Here is a 16,690-nt window from a genome sequence, read left to right on the forward strand (position 1 = left end):
GCAGAGAGATCTGCCGCCGTTTTTCATTCTGCGTCTGTCAGAAGCGTAACGCTATCGCCTAAGACGACCCTGCCCGGTTCCAGCACTTCTGCGTACCAGCCGCCATGCCCGCGCATCGCGTTGTATCCGCCGCGGCCCAGCACTTCCTCCATCCTCGAACATGGCGGACAAGGCCCGGTGACCTGCAGCACCGCATTGCCAACCCGCAGCGCCGCTTTGCGAAGCGCTGCAAGGTTGATGCCTGAAATCACAAGGTTTCGCCGCAACTGCTCCGGCTTCACCACGTCCATGCCGGCAAGGGCCGCGATAACCGGCAAGTGTTCCGCCTGGATCAGGGTTACGGCGCGCTTGCCAGCCTTGGCGTGATCGCCGGCCAAGCCGTCTAGGGACACTTCGGCGCTGCCGGGCGTCTTAACGTCTCCCCGCCGCCCGGGACGCAGACCGATCCATGCCACCCGGCCCGGGGCCGCATGGCATTTCAGCATCTCCGCAAAGGCGGTGACCATTACTCGGAGGTTTCCACCACCATCAGCTCACGCTCCGAAGCACCGCGCGCATGATCCAGCGCCTCCTGGTATTCGGCACTGTGATAGCAGTCGACCGCCGCTTCAACGCTGGGAAATTTGGCAACGACGTTGCGCGGGCGCTCCTTGCCCTCCAGCTGCACGAACCGGCCGCCGCGGGCAATGAACTCGCCGCCATGCTTGGCGATAGCCGGGCCTGCCAGTTCGGCATATTTGCCATAGGCATCGGCGTCTGTGACGGTCACATGTGCAATCCAAAGCGCGGGCATCGGAGCCTCCCAGGTTAATGATCTTTCCGGCAGCTTAGGCCGTTTGCCGGAAAGACCAAGTGTTTTTTGACCAAATGGTCAGCCCGCCAGCACGGCCTCCGCGGCCTTGATCGCCTCCTCGGCACCGGAGAAGTCCTTGCCGCCGCCCTGGGCCATATCCGGACGGCCGCCGCCGCCCTTGCCGCCCACGGCCGGAACCGCGGCCTTCAGCACGTCCACGGCAGAGACTTCACCGGTCAGATCGTCGGTCACGCCGGCGGCCACGGCCACCTTGCCGTCTTCTTCGGCGATCAGCAGGATCACGCCAGAGCCGATGTTCTGCTTATGCTTGTCGATCAGGCCGCGCAGGTCCTTGCCGGATACGCCCTTGAGCGCCTGGGCCAGGAACTTCTTGCCATTCACGTCCTTGGCCTCGGCGCCGCCGCCGGAACCGCCGCCCATGGCGATCTGCTGCTTGAGGTTGGAAATCTCGTTCTGCAGCGCCTTGCGCTCATCCATCATCGCCTTGAGACGGTCCAGAACCTCCGCAGGCTGCGCCTTAAGGGCCGCTGCGACCTCGGCCATCCGGCCCGCTTCGCGCTCCAGATGCTCCACCGCCGCCGCACCGGTCAGCGCCTCGATCCGGCGCACGCCGGCAGAGGACGCGCTGTCGCCTAGGATGACAAAAGTGCCGATGTCGCCGGTCTGCTTCACATGGGTGCCGCCGCACAGCTCGATCGAATAGGTGTCGCCGTCATGGCCCTTGCCTGTGGCTGCGCGGCCCATGGAGACAACGCGGACCTCGTCACCGTATTTCTCGCCGAACAGCGCCTGAGCGCCCAGCTCGCGCGCATCATCCGGGGTCATGATCCGGGTGGAGACCGGCGTGTTCTGGCGGATGAAATCATTCACCTCCGCGCCGACCTTGGCCAGTTCCTCCGCGTTCATCGCCTTGTTGTGGCTGAAGTCGAACCGCAGGCGGTCCGCCGCATTCAGAGAGCCCTTCTGCGCCACATGATCCCCCAGCGCGTTGCGCAGCGCCTCGTGCAGCAGGTGAGTGGCCGAATGGTTGGCCCGGATCTTGCTGCGGCGGTCGTGGTCCACTTCCATCGCCGCGCCCTGCCCGACGGCAACCTTGCCCTCAGTCACTTCGGCAATGTGCAGGAACAGGCCCTCCACCTTTTTGGTGTCAGTGATGCGGGCCGCGCCTCCCTCAACGGTCAGCACACCGCTGTCGCCCACCTGGCCGCCGCTTTCACCATAAAACGGCGTCTGGTTCAGGATGATCTGAACCGTGTCGCCCTTGGCAGCGGATTGCAGCTGCGCCCCGTCCTTGACGATGGCGACGATCTGGCCCTCGGCCTTTTCAGTCTCATAGCCCAGGAAGTCGGTGGTGCCGGCCGCGTCGACAATATCGAAGTAGACTTTCACATCCGCCGCTTCGCCCAGCCCGATGCCGCCAGCGCGGGATTGCTCCTTCTGCGCCTTCATCGCGGCGTCAAAGCCATCTGTGTCGACCTCGATCTCCTTGGCGCGCAGGGCGTCCTGGGTCAGGTCGAGCGGGAAGCCGTAAGTGTCATAGAGCTTGAACGCTGTCTCGCCCGGCAAGACGTCGCCGTTGCTCAGATCGGCTGAGGCTTCATCCAGCAGCTTCAGGCCGCGGTCCAGTGTGCGCAGGAAACGGGTTTCCTCCTGCTCGAAGGTCTCTTCGATCAGCGCCTGGCCCTGGCCAAGCTCCGGATAGGCGGCGCCCATCTTCTGCACCAGCGACGGCACCAGCTTGTGCATCACCGGATCGGTGGCGCCCAGCAGCGAGGCATGGCGCATCGCGCGGCGCATGATCCGGCGCAGAACATAGCCGCGGCCTTCGTTCGAGGGCAGCACGCCCTCGGCGATCAGGAAGGAACACGACCGCAGGTGATCGGCGATCACCCGGTGATGCACATTCTGATCCCCGAACGGGTCGGTGTTCGTCACGTTCGCGGACGCCTCGATCAGGGCCTTGAACAGATCGGTTTCATAGTTGTCGTGGGTGCCCTGCAGCAGCGCCGCAATCCGCTCCAGCCCCATGCCGGTGTCGATGGACTGCATGTCCAGATCGACCATCGTGCCGTCCGCGAACCTCTCGTTCTGCATGAAGACAAGGTTCCAGATCTCGATGAAGCGGTCGCCGTCTTCCTCCGGCGAGCCCGGAGGGCCGCCCCAGATGTGGTCGCCGTGGTCATAGAAGATCTCGGTGCAGGGGCCGCAGGGGCCGGTGTCGCCCATCTGCCAGAAGTTGTCGGAGGTCGCGATGCGGATGATCCGCTCCTCCGGCACGCCCATTTTCTTCCAGATGTCAAAGGCTTCGTCATCGGTGTGATAGACGGTGGTGTAGAGCCGGTCCTTCGGAATATCGAATTCCTTGGTGATCAGCTCCCAGGCAAAGGGGATCGCCTCCTCCTTGAAGTAGTCGCCAAAGGAGAAGTTGCCGAGCATCTCAAAAAACGTGTGGTGGCGCGCGGTATAGCCCACGTTGTCGAGGTCGTTGTGCTTGCCGCCGGCCCGGACGCATTTCTGCGACGACGTCGCGCGCTTGTACTCACGGGTTTCCACCCCGGTGAAGCAGTTTTTGAACTGCACCATGCCGGAGTTGGTGAACATCAGCGTGGGGTCGTTGCGCGGCACCAGCGGGCTGGAGTCGACAACCTCGTGCCCCTGTTTGGCAAAGTAGGTCAGGAAGGTAGAGCGGATATCGTTGAGCGTCGGCATGTGCGGGATCTCTTGCGGGCTTAAAAACAAGCGTTCCGGGCAGGTTTACCCGCCTGCCGGGGCACTGTCTACAGCGGGAAGCGGCGGCACCGATGAAAAAGGGCGCAGCCTGCGCCGCGCCCCCGTGATCCTCAGATTTGATCAGATTATCCGGCGCTTAGGCCTCTAGGATATCGTCGGCGCCGTCCAGATCCGGGCGTTCGAATTCCAGCCCGTGCGAGGCGCGGATCTTGTCCTCGATGTCATAGGCAATGGCGGGGTTTTCGCGCAGGAACACCTTCGCGTTCTCGCGCCCCTGCCCGATGCGCTCATCCCCGTAGGAGAACCAGGCGCCGGACTTGTTGACGACACCGGCCGCCACGCCCAGGTCCAGCAGCTCGCCCATCTTGGAGATGCCCTCGCCATACATGATGTCGAATTCAACCTGCTTGAACGGCGGCGCCACCTTGTTCTTCACCACCTTGACGCGGGTGGAGTTGCCGACCACCTCGTCCCGGTCCTTGATCGCGCCGATGCGGCGGATGTCCAGCCGGACGGAGGAATAGAATTTCAGCGCGTTGCCGCCGGTGGTGGTTTCCGGGCTGCCGAACATCACGCCGATCTTCATGCGGATCTGGTTGATGAAGATCACCATGCATTTGGAGCGGCTGATGGAGCCGGTCAGCTTGCGCATCGCCTGGCTCATCAGGCGGGCCTGCACGCCGACGCTGCTGTCTCCCATGTCGCCCTCAAGCTCCGACTTCGGGGTCAGTGCCGCCACCGAGTCGACGATCACCATGTTGACCGCGCCGGAGCGCACCAGCGTATCGGTGATTTCCAGCGCCTGTTCGCCGGTGTCGGGCTGCGAGATCAGCAGCTCATCCAGGTCGACGCCCAGCTTGGCCGCATACTGCGGGTCCAGCGCATGTTCCGCGTCGACAAAGGCACAAACGCCGCCCTTCTTCTGCTGCTCTGCAATGCAATGCAGCGTCAGCGTGGTCTTGCCCGAGCTTTCGGGGCCGTAGATTTCAATGATCCGGCCCATCGGCAAGCCGCCGATCCCCAGCGCGATGTCCAGCCCCAGGGAGCCGGTCGAGCTGGCCTCGATCTCCTGCAGGGCCGTGCCATCGCCCAGCTTCATGATGGAGCCCTTGCCGAACTGCCGCTCAATCTGGGCAAGCGCGCTGTCGAGCGCCTTTTGCTTGTCACCGCTAATTTTATTTTTCATGGTCAAAAGATCCGCCATAGTCCCTTGTCCCTTTCTATCTGTCACACACCGGGGCGTGCGGCAATCACTGCTTTGTTCACCTCTTGTTCCTTATGAGATCAAAAAGAGAACATTGCAACAGAAAAACTGATGTACCCAGTTCAGGGCCGGGGTGTTAAAGAAAGATTTATGGTTAAGGCAGAGCAATAAATTTTACCGGGCAGTTAACGGAATGATGATATTTTTCAAGGAACGGCTGGCGCTTCTGTCCGTTCCCAAAACTGGCACCACCGCCTTTCAGGCCGCGTTGCGCGACCGGGCCGATCTGGTGATCTCCGACCCGCCGGAGCTGAAGCACGCGCCGCTTTACCGCTATAACCGCTGGATCCGGCCGATGTATGAAAAGGTCTGCGGGGCCGAGCTGGAGGTTGCCGCGGTGATGCGGGAGCCGGTCAGCTGGCTGGGCAGCTGGTACCGCTACCGCCAGCGGCCTGCGCTGGACGGTCAGCCCAATTCCACCAAGGACATCAGTTTCGAAGACTTTCTGAACGCCTGCTGCAAGGGCAACCCGCCCGCCTATGCCAATGTCGGCAGCCAGGCGAAGTTTCTGGAAGCGCAGCCGAACGGCTGCAAGGTCAGCCATCTGTTCCGCTATGAGGACCGGAACGCGCTGAAAACATTTCTCGAACAGCGCCTGGACACGGAACTGCATCTGGAGCGCAAGAACGTCAGCCCCGCAGCGGATCTGCCGCTCAGCCCGGAGGCCGGGGCCCGCCTGCGGCGCAAACGGGCGGCGGAGTTCGAACTGTACCAGTCGATCCCGGTCCGCTGACACGGCAAAGCCGCCGGGTCCGGCGGCTTGGGTCTTTGAAGCTGCCGCCCGGGGCTTAATGCAGCTGGGCGTGCACCGTCTCGGTCAGCTGGTTCAGCGAGAAGGGCTTGGGCAGGAACACCGAGTTCGGCACCTCCGGCTGCGCCTCGCCAAAGGCGCCTTCGGCATAGCCGGAGACAAAGACCACACGGGTATCGGGCCGCTCCTTCAGCGCTTCGCGCACCCAGCTGGGACCATCCATACCGGGCATCACCACGTCGGTGACAAAGACATCCACTGTCAGGCCGGGATCTTCCAGCGTGCGCAGCGCATCCTCGGCCGATTCCGCCTCCAGCACGGTATAGCCGCGCATCCGCAGTGCGCGCGAGGCAAAGGCCCGCACCGGCGCCTCGTCCTCGACCAGCAGCACCACGCCCTCGCCATGCTGGTTGGCCGCGGTCTTGTCCTCCGCCACCGCAGGCTTTTCCACGGCCAGCGCATCCGCCTGCTGCTTGAAGACCGGAAAGAACAGGGTGAACTGGGTGCCGTGACCCTGAACCGAGTCGACGAAGATATAGCCGCCGGTCTGCTTGATGATGCCATAGGCCGTGGACAGGCCCAGTCCGGTGCCCTCGCCCGTGCGCTTGGTGGTGTAGAAGGGTTCGAACACCTTCTGCAGCTTGTCCGGCGCAATCCCGACACCCTCGTCGGAGACCTTCACGGTCACCCAATCGCCGGCGGGCATGGTGGCGCGGTCCCGCTCCAGCGGCTTGTCCAGCGACAGAACCTCGGTCTCCACCCGGATCTCGCCGCCCTGCGGCATCGCATCGCGCGCGTTCACCACCAGGTTCATCAGCACCTGTTCCAGCTGCCGCTTGTCGGCGCGGATGGATTTCATCACCGGATCGTGGCTGAGGGTCAGGGTGACCTTCTCGCCGACCAGGCGGTTCAGCAGATGGGTCAGATCCGACAGCGTGTCGCGCACATCCAGGATCTCCGGCTGCAGCGTCTGCTTGCGCGAGAACGCCAGAAGCTGGCTGACCAGCGAGGCCGCGCGGTTGGCATTCTCATGGATCTGGATCAGATCGCCATAGTCCTGATCGCCCTGATCGTGGCGCAGCAGCAGCAGGTCGCAATGGCCGGAAATCGCCGTCAGCAGGTTGTTGAAGTCATGTGCCACCCCGCCTGCCAGCTGGCCGATCGCCTGCATCTTCTGGCTTTGCACGAACTGCGCTTCCAGCGTCTTCAGCTCGGTCGCGTCGTTCAGCACCGCAATCAGCACCGGGGTGCCCTCTTCGACCACGCGGGTCAGGGTGACCTGGACAAAGACCTCCTTGTCCGAGCGGGACAGGCGCAGGAATTCGGATTTGTTCGGCGCCAGCCCGTCAGCGGTATCGCGCAGCCAGTCGGACATCGGTCGGCCAAGGCCTTCCATCAGCTGGCCGAGTTTCAGATTGGCGCAGCTCTCCACCCCCAGCAGGCGCAGCGCCATCCGGTTGGTGGTCAGGATCTCGCCGGTGGGCGCCACCTTGAGGAACGGAACCGGCAAGGCCTCGAGTCCGGCCTGCGCCGCGTCCAGCCCGCTTTCGTCCACTTCCATCATGAACAATTCGCTGCGGCCCTGATTGCGGTTGTTTTCGCTGACCAGAACCTGCACCGGGCCGTTTTTGGTGCTGAGCGTGTTGATCCGCCCCGGCAGAACCGGCAGCGCCGGGAACAGGCGGTCAGTCGATTTCACCCGTTCGCCGATCAGGCTGCGGGCTGCCTCGTTCATGAACAGGACCGCGCCGGTGCGGCCAACGGTGATCATCGGCACCGGTATAGACTCCGCGCCGCGGCCGTTGCCGCCGCGCTCCAGAATATCCTCAACCCGCCACAGGAAACTGCCGCCCGTCATCTGATGCACCGCCAGCCGGACATGGCCGCGCCGGGTCACGATATCCTCCCGCGCGGCGCCATCGACACGGGCGCGGCTCTGCAGCCGGTAGAGCACGGCAGACGGGTTCGCCAGGATCGACCGCAATGTGCCCGGCAGGGTGTCCCGGCTGCCGTCCTGGAACCGCTTTACCGCGGCGCCGTTGCAGGCATGGATCACCCCGTCGTCATCGGTGACAAAGCTGGGAGTGGCATCTTTTTCGATAAAGCCGGTCAGCAGCTCCGCCGCCATCGCCCGCGCGTTCAGCCGCATCCGGCTCTGCACCACCATGAGGCCCGCCACCGCCGCCAGTGTCAGCCCCACCATGACGAAGCCGCGGCTCATCCAGTCGGGCAGCGCAAACAGCCAGGGGCCGGACATCAGCATCACGGCCAGCAGCAGCGTGGCGGCCAGCCGGGCATGCTCAGGCGCGTAAACGCGCAGTTCCGGAACGGAAGTGTCTTGGCGACCGGACATTACGGCTCCATCCATGGTCAGTGCTTGGTGACGCCATAACGCGGCGGCTTTGGTTAAAACCACGTTAAGAAAAACAAAGGGTTTCCCGGCCGCGACCCTATCAACCAGCCTTTGCGCGCGTCAACACGGCAACATAGAACCCATCGGTGCCATCCTGCACCTGCCAGCTTTGCTCCGCCGCCAGGGACCACTCAGGATTTTCTCCGATAAAGGTTTGAACTTGCTGGGTGTTTTCCGCTTGGAGCATGGAGCATGTCGCATAGGCCAGCGTGCCGCCCGGCGCCGTCAGACCGGCCGCCGTGCGCAAGATTTCCAACTGGGTTTCCTGCAAGGCGCGCAAGCCCTCCGGCGTCAGCCGCCATTTACCCTCGGGCGCCCGCCGCCAGGATCCGGACCCGGAACAGGGCACATCGCACAGCACCAGGTCAAACGGACCCGTGCGAGCAGCATCCGCGGGGGAGAGAAGCGTCACACTGGCGCCTGCCCGCGCAGCGCGCTCCGGCAGGTCCTTCATCCGCTTGGGATCGGCGTCATGGGCGTGCAGCCGGATCCGGGCGCGGGCCGCCATAGCAAGGCTCTTGCCGCCGCCGCCGGCACAGTAATCGAGAACGGACATGCCGTCCGCCAGCGGCAGCTGCTCGACCACCGCCTGGCTGGCGGCGTCCTGCAGCTCCACCAGGCCGTCCGCATAGGCCTTGGCGTTGCGCAGCTTGCGGGCGCCTTCGCTGACTTCCAGCGCGGCGGCAGCCGCGGGATGCGGCCGGGTGGCAATGCCGTCCGCGGCCAAGGCCTCCTGCGCCTGCTGCAAGGTGCCCCGGGCGGTGTTCACCCGCAGATGCACCGGCGCACGGCGGCGCAGGGCCTGCGCGGCGGCTTCCGCCTCGGCGCCAAGGCTGGCGCTGAACGCGGGCCACAGCCAATCGGGAATATCCAGCGCCTCAGCCCCTTCAGGCGGCGGCGGCAGCTGGCGTTCCGCCCCGGTCAGCGGCGCGGGGGCGTGGCCCTGGCCGGTAAAGACCTCATCCGGGTCCTGCCCGGCATCCCGCAGCGCGCCCAGGATCAGCCCGCGCCCGCTGCGCGCGCCGCCCTGGGCGGCATGGGAGCGCAAGCAGCGCAGCGCGGTGAACACATGGTCACGCACCGCGGCGCGGTCCTTGGAGCCGGCAAAGCGGCTGCGCCGGCCCCAGGAGGTCAGCGCCTTTTCCGCAGGCTCCCCCGCCAGCACCTGGTCGAGGATTTCAATGGCCGCCTGCAGGCGGGCGGCGGGGGTCATGCCCCTGCCCCGGTATCACATGCGGCCATCATCAGCTTAGCCCGCCCGGTAGTTCGGCGCTTCGCGGGTGATCTGCACGTCATGCACGTGGCTTTCCTTCAGACCGGCACCGGTGATGCGGACAAAGTTGCAGTTCTTGCGCATCTCATCCACGGTGGCACAGCCGGTATAGCCCATCGCCGCGCGCAGGCCGCCCACCAGCTGATGCACCACCGGCCCGGCACCGCCCTTGTACGGCACCTGGCCTTCGATCCCTTCCGGCACCAGCTTGTCGCTGGCGGCGTCCTTCTGGAAATAGCGGTCGGCAGAGCCGCGCGCCATTGCCCCCATCGAGCCCATGCCGCGGTAGGATTTGAACGAGCGGCCCTGATACAGGATCACCTCGCCGGGGGACTCATCGGTGCCCGCAATCATCGAGCCGACCATCGCGCAGGAGGCGCCTGCCGCAATCGCCTTGGCAAAATCGCCGGAGAACTTGATGCCGCCATCGGCAATCACCGGAATATCGCCGGCAGCGCCTGCGCAATCCATGATCGCGGTCAGCTGCGGCACGCCGACACCTGCCACCATGCGGGTGGTGCAGATCGACCCCGGGCCGATGCCGACCTTGACCGCATCCGCGCCCGCGTCAATCAGCGCGCGGGTCGCTTCCGCGGTGGCTACGTTGCCGGCAATCACCTGCACATTGCTGTATTGCGCCTTGATCCGTGTCACCGCGTCGATCACGCCCGCGGAATGACCGTGCGCGGTGTCCACCACGACGATGTCCACGCCCGCGTCGATTAGCGCCTCGGAGCGCTCAAAGCCGCTGTCGCCAACCGAGCTGGCCGCCGCCACACGCAGGCGGCCCAGTTCATCCTTGCAGGCGGTGGGATGCAGAACCGCCTGTTCCGTGTCCTTGAGGGTCAGCAGACCGGTCAGCTTGCGGTTTTTGTCGGAGACCAGCAGCTTTTCGATCCGGCGCGCCTTCATCAGCGACTTGGCCTCTTCCAGATCGGCGGGCTCCTGCAGCATCGCCAGATTGTCAGAGGTCATCATCACCGAAACCGGCGTGCTGTCATCAGAGGCAAAGCGCATGTCGCGGTTGGTGACGATGCCGACAACGCGGCCGGCCTCGTCCACCACCGGGAAGCCGGTCACCCGGTAGCGCTCCTGCAGGGCCTTGGCGTCGGCCAGCGTCTGGTCTGAGGTCAGCGTGATGGGGTTATAGACGATGCCGGAGACAAAGCGCTTCACCCGGCGCACTTCGCGGGCCTGCTCTTCGGTGTTCAGGTTCTTGTGGATCACCCCCATGCCGCCGGCCTGCGCCATCGCAATCGCCATGCGGGATTCGGTCACCGTGTCCATCGCCGAGCTGAGCAGCGGGATGTTCAGCGACACCGACCGCGTCACCCGGGTGCGGGTGTCGGCGGTGCTGGGCAGCACGCTGGACGCGCCCGGCACCAAAAGAACATCATCAAAGGTGAGAGCCTCACGAATCTGCATTTGTCATCCCCATGCATAACCCCGTTTGGCGGTGACCCTATGGCACAGAACCGCCCGGGGGGAAAGAGGCAGAGGGCAAGAATTCCCGCAGTGCAGAAAACCCGGCTTTTCCTGACTTGCATCAAGGTTCTGTTTCACAGGAACGTTAGGACTGTGCTGCACCGAACCGCGAACAGGATCCCCCATGCCCCGACCGTTGGACAACATCACCATCCTGGACCTCACCCATGTGCTGGCCGGCCCCTACTGCTCCATGATCCTGTCCGATCTGGGCGCCCGGGTCATCAAGGTGGAGCGTCCCGGCGGCGGTGACGATACCCGCACCTTCCCGCCGTTCAAGGACGGCGAAAGCGCCTATTTCGCCACCATCAACCACGGCAAGGAAAGCATCGCGCTGGATCTGAAGGCCCCGGACGACCGCGCCATATTCGAGCGTCTGCTGGCACAGGCCGATGTGCTGCTGGAAAACTTCCGCCCCGGGGTGATGCAGCGGCTGGGCTACGGCTGGGACGCGCTGCACGCGCAGTACCCGCGGCTGATCTACGGCGCGGTATCCGGCTTTGGCCACAGCGGGCCGGATGCCCTGAAACCGGCCTATGACATGGTGGTCCAGGCCCGCGGCGGGGTGATGTCGATCACCGGCGAAAAGAACCGCGAGCCGGTGCGGGTCGGCGCCTCGATCGGCGACATCGTGGCCGGCATGTTTCTGGGCCATGGCATTCTGGCGGCGCTTCTGGACGTCCAGAAAACCGGCGAAGGCAAATTCGTCGACGTGGCCATGCTCGACAGCCAGCTGGCGCTGCTGGAGCACGCCATTGCCATCACCTCGGTGACCGGCGAAGCGCCGCAGCCCTCTGGCGCGCGCCACCCCTCGATCACCCCGTTTGAGACCTTTCACGCCTCCGACGGGCTGTTTGTGATTGCGGCCGGCAATGACGCGCTGTTTGCCCGCCTGTGCGATGTGCTGCAGCTGCCGCTGGCCGGGGACGCGCGCTTTGCCTCCAATCCCGCCCGCTGCGACAACGCCCGCCTGCTGAAACGGCTGATCGAGGCGGTGACCCTGGAGGAAACAAAAGCGCATTGGATCGCGCTGCTGACCGAGGCTGGCATTCCCACCGGGCCGATCCAGACTGTCGATCAGGTGCTTAAGGATCCGCAGATCCTGGCCCGCAACATGGTTGTGGATGTGCTGGACGAGAATGGCCGCCCCGAATATTTGTCAGCTGGCAATCCGATCAAGATGAGCGGCCTGCCCGATCCCGCAACCCGGCCCCCTGCGCCGCGGCTGGACGGCAGCCGGGCGCAGATTCTGGCGTGGCTGGAAGAGGTTGAACGGCAGCAGCCCGCCTGACGGCACGACGCCGCAAATCCGCATCCCAAAGTCATCAATTCACAAAAATGCCGCCGGCAGGCGGGAAAATGCCGCCCCTTGCCTTTCGCTTGCCGCAAAAGCCCATATGCTCCGCCTAAATTGCGGAATGAGAAGGCCACAGGCATGACTGACGAACCCCTCGTTGTGTTTACCCCCTCCGGCAAGCGCGGGCGTTTCCCCGCGGGCACGCCGATCCTCACCGCCGCCCGGCAGCTGGGGGTCGACCTCGACTCGGTCTGCGGCGGCCGCGGCATCTGTTCCAAGTGCCAGATCACCCCCTCCTATGGCGAGTTCCCCAAACACGGCGTCACCGTGCAGGAAGGCGCGCTCAGCGAATGGAACAAGGTTGAGCAGCGCTACAAGGATAAGCGCGGCCTGATCGACGGCCGCCGCTTGGGCTGCCAGGCCACCGTGCAGGGCGACGTGGTGATCGACGTGCCGCCGGAAAGCCAGGTCCACCGCCAGGTGGTGCGCAAACGGGCCGAGGCCCGCGAGATCACCATGAACCCCTCCACCCGGCTCTATTATGTCGAGGTGGAAGAACCCGACATGCACAAGCCCACCGGCGATATGGAGCGGCTGATCGAGGCGCTGGACAGCCAGTGGAACTTGAAAGGCGTCAAGACGGACCTGCATATCCTGAGCGTTCTGCAGCCAGCCCTGCGCAAGGGCGGCTGGAAAGTGACCGTGGCGGTGCATCTGGGCGACGCAAACCACCCGCCCAAGATCATGCACATCTGGCCCGGCTTCTACGAGGGCTCGATCTACGGGCTGGCCGTCGACCTTGGCTCCACCACCATCGCCGCCCATCTCTGCGATCTGCAAACCGGCGAGGTCGTGGCCTCCTCCGGCATCATGAACCCGCAGATCCGCTTTGGCGAAGACCTGATGAGCCGGGTGTCCTATTCGATGATGAATAAGGGCGGCGACAAGGAGATGACCCGTGCGGTGCGCGAGGGCATGAGTGCGCTGTTCACCCAGATCGCGACTGAAGCGGGCATTGACAAGGCGCTGATCGTGGACGCGGTCTTTGTCTGCAATCCGGTGATGCACCACCTGTTCCTTGGCATCGACCCGTTCGAGCTGGGCCAGGCGCCCTTTGCCCTGGCGACCTCCAATTCGCTGGCACTGCGCGCAACCGAGCTGGAGCTGAACATCCACCCTGCCGCCCGTGTCTACCTGCTGCCTTGCATTGCCGGCCATGTGGGCGCCGATGCGGCCGCGGTGGCGCTGTCGGAAGCCCCTGACAAATCCGAGGATCTGGTGCTGGTGGTCGATGTGGGCACCAACGCCGAGATCCTGCTGGGCAACAAGGAAAAGGTTCTGGCCTGCTCCTCCCCCACCGGCCCCGCGTTCGAGGGCGCGCAGATTTCCAGCGGCCAGCGCGCCGCGCCCGGCGCCATTGAGCGGGTCGCGATCAACCCGGAGACCAAAGAACCGCGCTTCCGGGTGATCGGCTCCGACGTCTGGTCGGACGAGGACGGATTCTCCGAGTCCATTGCCACCACCGGCATCACCGGCATCTGCGGCTCCGGGATCATCGAGGCGATTGCCGAAATGCGCATGGCAGGCTTGCTGGATGCCTCCGGCCTCATCGGCTCCGCTGCGCAGACCGGCTCCGCCCGCTGCATACAGGACGGGCGCACCAACGCCTATATGCTGTGGGACGGCTCCGCCGACGGCGGTCCGACCATCACCGTCACCAACCCGGACATCCGCGCCATTCAGATGGCCAAAGCGGCGCTTTATTCCGGCGCGCGCCTCCTGATGGACAAGTTCGGCGTCGACAAGGTGGACCGCGTGGTGCTGGCCGGCGCCTTTGGCGCGCATATCTCTGCCAAACACGCGATGGTGCTGGGCATGATCCCCGATTGCCAGCTGGACAAGGTGACCTCTGCCGGCAACGCCGCAGGCACCGGCGCCCGCATTGCGCTCCTGAACACCGAAGCGCGCGGCGAGATCGAGGAAACCGTGCGCCGGATCGAAAAGATCGAAACCGCCGTCGAACCCCGCTTCCAGGAGCATTTCGTGAACGCCTCGGCGATCCCGAACTCGGCCGATCCCTTCCCGATTTTGGAAACCGTGGTTACGCTGCCGCAGGTGAATTTCAACACCGGGGGCGGTGACGGCGAAGGGGCCGGCGGGCGCCGCCGCCGCCGCCGCGGCTGATCCGCAAAGACGCGATAATTCCGCTGCAGCGCTCTTGACCTCCTCGGCGCTGCAGCATAATCCTGCTGTCCACAGGCGGGTATGATGTAATGGTAGCCTGTCAGCTTCCCAAGCTGAACGCGCGGGTTCGATTCCCGCTACCCGCTCCAACTTTCCAATACATTTCAAAACGTTACCGTCGCCCGGCCGGGCCGCGTGCCGGTGCGGGCCTGCCTGCGGGATGGCTGCCGCGCGGCGCAGGGCGAAATGTGCTAGACTGGGACCGCCTGCCTGCAAGGTGCAGGCGGCTTGGTTGGGAGGGTATCAGTATGACACGACATTTTTTGACCGCATCACTGTTTTGCGCATTCAGCGCCGGAGCCGCATTGGCCGGCACAACCTGGGATCAGCCGGGTGAAGGAACCGGCATATCGACCAGTTCCGTCAGTGAGATTGCCGAAGGCCATATGGTGATGCAGATCAGCAGCTCCTATGAAAATGTGGAAATGGAAGAAGCCGAGCATCCGATGAACGGCGCGGCAGGCCCCTGTTACGGTGCGGTTGAGATCGCCTCAGGCCAGGTTGTGGGCGGCGGCATCTGCGCCTTTACCGACAGCGCCGGCGAAAAGGTCGTGCTGCACTGGGACGCCGAAGGCATGGATGAGTCCGGCGCGCTGACCGGAAGCTGGACTCTGAGCGGCGGCACCGGCCCATGGGCCGATGCGAAAGGCGGCGGCACGTATACGTCGCTGACCGATCCCGAGACCGGAAAATTCGTGAACACTATCACCAGCAGCGTGACCATGCCCTAAGGAAGCACACGGTCCGGATCTGCCTGAGGACGCTCAGGCAGATCGCTGGCCCGGTTTCCGGGCGGGGGTCCGTTCAGCGCCCTACTGCGCGTCCTGAACAAACTTGAGAAGCGCCCGGGTTGACCCGTCCTTGCCGTCCGCAGACCCCTCGCCGCGCAGCAGCGGCAGCAGGGAATTGGCCAGTTCCTTGCCCAGCTCCACGCCCCACTGGTCAAAGGAGTTGATGCCCAGAATCACACCCTCGACGAACACCCGGTGCTCATAAAGCGCGATGATCTGGCCCAGCACATAGGGCGTCAGCCGCGGGTAGATCAGCGTGGTGGAGGGCCGGTTGCCCGGGAACACCCGGTGCCGCGCCTGCCGGTCCAGCTCTGCGCCTTCATAGCCGGCGGCCTTCATCAGCGCGCAGGCCTCTTCCAGGCTGCGGCCGCGCATCAGCGCCTCGGATTGCGCCAGGCAATTTACCACCAGCAGCTGGTGGTGCTGGTCCAGCTCCGGCTCATGGCCCTTGGCGGCAACCAGAAACTCGGCAGGCACAACCGTGGTGCCCTGATGCAGCAGCTGGTAAAACGCGTGCTGGCCGTTGGTGCCGGGTTCGCCCCAGACAACCGGGCCGGAATTGTAGGGCAAGGGCGTGCCGTCCATGGCAACCGACTTGCCGTTCGATTCCATTTCCAGCTGCTGCAGGTAGGCCGGCAGGCGCCGCAGCCGCTGGTCATAGGGCAGCACCGCGCGGGTCGGGCAGCCGCAGACCTGATGGTGCCAGATCCCGGTCAGCGCCAGCATCGCCGGCATGTTCTGCTCCCAGGGGGCCGTGCGGAAGTGGTCGTCCATCGACTTTCCGCCTGCCAGGAAATCCCGGAAATGCTCCGGCCCGACCGCCAGCATCAGGCTCAGCCCGATCGGGCCCCAGACTGAGTAGCGCCCGCCGACCCAATCTTCAAAGCCGAACACATGCTCCGGCGGGATGCCGAAGGCCGCGGTTTCCTCCTCCGACGTCGACAGCGCCAGAAACTGGCGCGCCGCCGCGCCGCCGCCTGCCTCCACCCAGCGCCGCGCCGTGGCGGCATTTGTCATGGTTTCGACAGTGGTAAATGTCTTGGAGGCGACAATCACCAAAGTTGTTTTGGGATCAAGCCGTTGCAGAATGTCGTGAATGTGGGCGCCATCGACATTTGACACGAAATGGCAGCGCGGGCCATCGTGATACGGCGCCAGCGCCAGCGTTGCCATCACCGGCCCCAGATCGGAGCCGCCAATGCCGATGTTGACCACATCAGTAAAGGCACCGCCAGGCCCGGCCAGCGCGCCGGAGCGCACCCGGCGCGCCAGATCCTCCATCCGCTCCAGCGTGTGCCGCAAGGGCGCGCGCACGTCCTCTCCATCAACCAGCAGGTCCGGCCCGTCCGGGTCGCGCAGAGCGGTATGCAGCACCGCGCGCTGTTCGGTCTCGTTGATCAGGCCGCCGCCGAACATCGCCGCACGCCGCCCGGCGACGTCCTGCTCCTCGCACAGTTCAATCAGACCCTCGCGCACCTTTTCAGTGATCCGGGTCTTGGAATAGTCGAACAACAGCGTCTCGAACCGCACGCTGAACGCGCTGGCGCGCTGCGGGTTCTTCTCGAACAGGTCAGGAATATTTTCGCCGCATTTTTCGGCATGCAGCGTCTTCAAGGCATCGAACATAG

12 protein-coding genes and 1 tRNA gene are annotated in these 16,690 nt (G+C 64.7%); 5 read left to right on the plus strand and 8 right to left on the minus strand.

Annotated features, from left to right (window positions below):
- Positions 1 to 23: 23 nt before the first annotated feature.
- The 4 genes from B2P87_RS14685 to recA form a co-directional block, all read right to left on the minus strand.
- On the minus strand, positions 24 to 506 hold the full coding sequence (locus tag B2P87_RS14685; RefSeq protein WP_141890290.1) for an MOSC domain-containing protein: 483 nt from the start codon (positions 504 to 506) through the stop codon (positions 24 to 26).
- Positions 506 to 793: a DUF1330 domain-containing protein gene (locus tag B2P87_RS14690; RefSeq protein ID WP_141890289.1), complete on the minus strand. Its 288-nt coding sequence runs from the start codon at positions 791 to 793 to the stop codon at positions 506 to 508. The genes B2P87_RS14685 and B2P87_RS14690 overlap by 1 nt, the downstream gene beginning before the upstream one ends.
- Before the next feature lie 78 nt (positions 794 to 871).
- Entirely contained in the window at positions 872 to 3,523 is a 2,652-nt protein-coding gene (gene alaS, locus B2P87_RS14695) for an alanine--tRNA ligase (RefSeq protein WP_141890288.1), read from the minus strand.
- A gap of 157 nt (positions 3,524 to 3,680) precedes the next feature.
- Complete coding sequence (recA, locus tag B2P87_RS14700) at positions 3,681 to 4,748, minus strand: recombinase RecA (protein ID WP_058286848.1); 1,068 nt, start codon at positions 4,746 to 4,748, stop codon at positions 3,681 to 3,683.
- 193 nt (positions 4,749 to 4,941) lie between these two features.
- Between recA and B2P87_RS14705 the strand changes: the two genes are divergently transcribed.
- On the plus strand, positions 4,942 to 5,541 hold the full coding sequence (locus tag B2P87_RS14705) for a gamma-glutamyl kinase (RefSeq protein ID WP_141890287.1): 600 nt from the start codon (positions 4,942 to 4,944) through the stop codon (positions 5,539 to 5,541).
- A gap of 55 nt (positions 5,542 to 5,596) precedes the next feature.
- Here the strand turns inward: B2P87_RS14705 and B2P87_RS14710 are convergent, their stop codons facing one another.
- The 3 genes from B2P87_RS14710 to guaB all read right to left on the minus strand — a co-directional run bounded on the left by B2P87_RS14710 (position 5,597) and on the right by guaB (position 10,670).
- The gene (locus B2P87_RS14710; RefSeq protein WP_141890286.1) at positions 5,597 to 7,912 is read right to left on the minus strand and encodes an ATP-binding protein; all 2,316 of its coding nucleotides are present in this window, start codon (positions 7,910 to 7,912) and stop codon (positions 5,597 to 5,599) included.
- Positions 7,913 to 8,012: 100 nt separating this feature from the next.
- Positions 8,013 to 9,185 (minus strand): RsmB/NOP family class I SAM-dependent RNA methyltransferase, encoded by a 1,173-nt coding sequence (locus B2P87_RS14715; RefSeq protein ID WP_141890285.1) that lies wholly within the window; start codon positions 9,183 to 9,185, stop codon positions 8,013 to 8,015.
- 36 nt (positions 9,186 to 9,221) lie between these two features.
- Positions 9,222 to 10,670: an IMP dehydrogenase gene (guaB, locus tag B2P87_RS14720; RefSeq protein WP_141890284.1), complete on the minus strand. Its 1,449-nt coding sequence runs from the start codon at positions 10,668 to 10,670 to the stop codon at positions 9,222 to 9,224.
- A gap of 184 nt (positions 10,671 to 10,854) precedes the next feature.
- On the opposite strand from guaB, the gene B2P87_RS14725 reads away from it, so the two are divergent.
- The 4 genes from B2P87_RS14725 to B2P87_RS14740 all read left to right on the plus strand — a co-directional run bounded on the left by B2P87_RS14725 (position 10,855) and on the right by B2P87_RS14740 (position 15,002).
- A complete protein-coding gene (locus B2P87_RS14725) occupies positions 10,855 to 12,021 on the plus strand; it encodes a CaiB/BaiF CoA transferase family protein (RefSeq protein ID WP_141890283.1) in 1,167 nt (388 codons plus the stop codon).
- 144 nt (positions 12,022 to 12,165) lie between these two features.
- Complete coding sequence (locus tag B2P87_RS14730; RefSeq protein WP_141890282.1) at positions 12,166 to 14,211, plus strand: ASKHA domain-containing protein; 2,046 nt, start codon at positions 12,166 to 12,168, stop codon at positions 14,209 to 14,211.
- Between the two features lie 75 nt (positions 14,212 to 14,286).
- Positions 14,287 to 14,360: transfer RNA gene (locus tag B2P87_RS14735), tRNA-Gly, on the plus strand.
- Between the two features lie 216 nt (positions 14,361 to 14,576).
- Positions 14,577 to 15,002 carry a hypothetical protein gene (locus B2P87_RS14740; RefSeq protein WP_244940803.1) on the plus strand — a complete coding sequence of 142 codons (426 nt, stop codon included), beginning with the start codon at positions 14,577 to 14,579 and terminating at the stop codon, positions 15,000 to 15,002.
- Between the two features lie 81 nt (positions 15,003 to 15,083).
- Here B2P87_RS14740 and pgi read toward each other — a convergent pair whose 3' ends face one another.
- Entirely contained in the window at positions 15,084 to 16,688 is a 1,605-nt protein-coding gene (gene pgi, locus B2P87_RS14745) for a glucose-6-phosphate isomerase (RefSeq protein ID WP_141890280.1), read from the minus strand.
- Between the last annotated feature and the right edge of the window lie 2 nt (positions 16,689 to 16,690).

It is taken from the genome of Leisingera sp. UBA4491 (assembly GCF_002388965.1).
Lineage (GTDB): Bacteria > Pseudomonadota > Alphaproteobacteria > Rhodobacterales > Rhodobacteraceae > Leisingera > Leisingera aquaemixtae.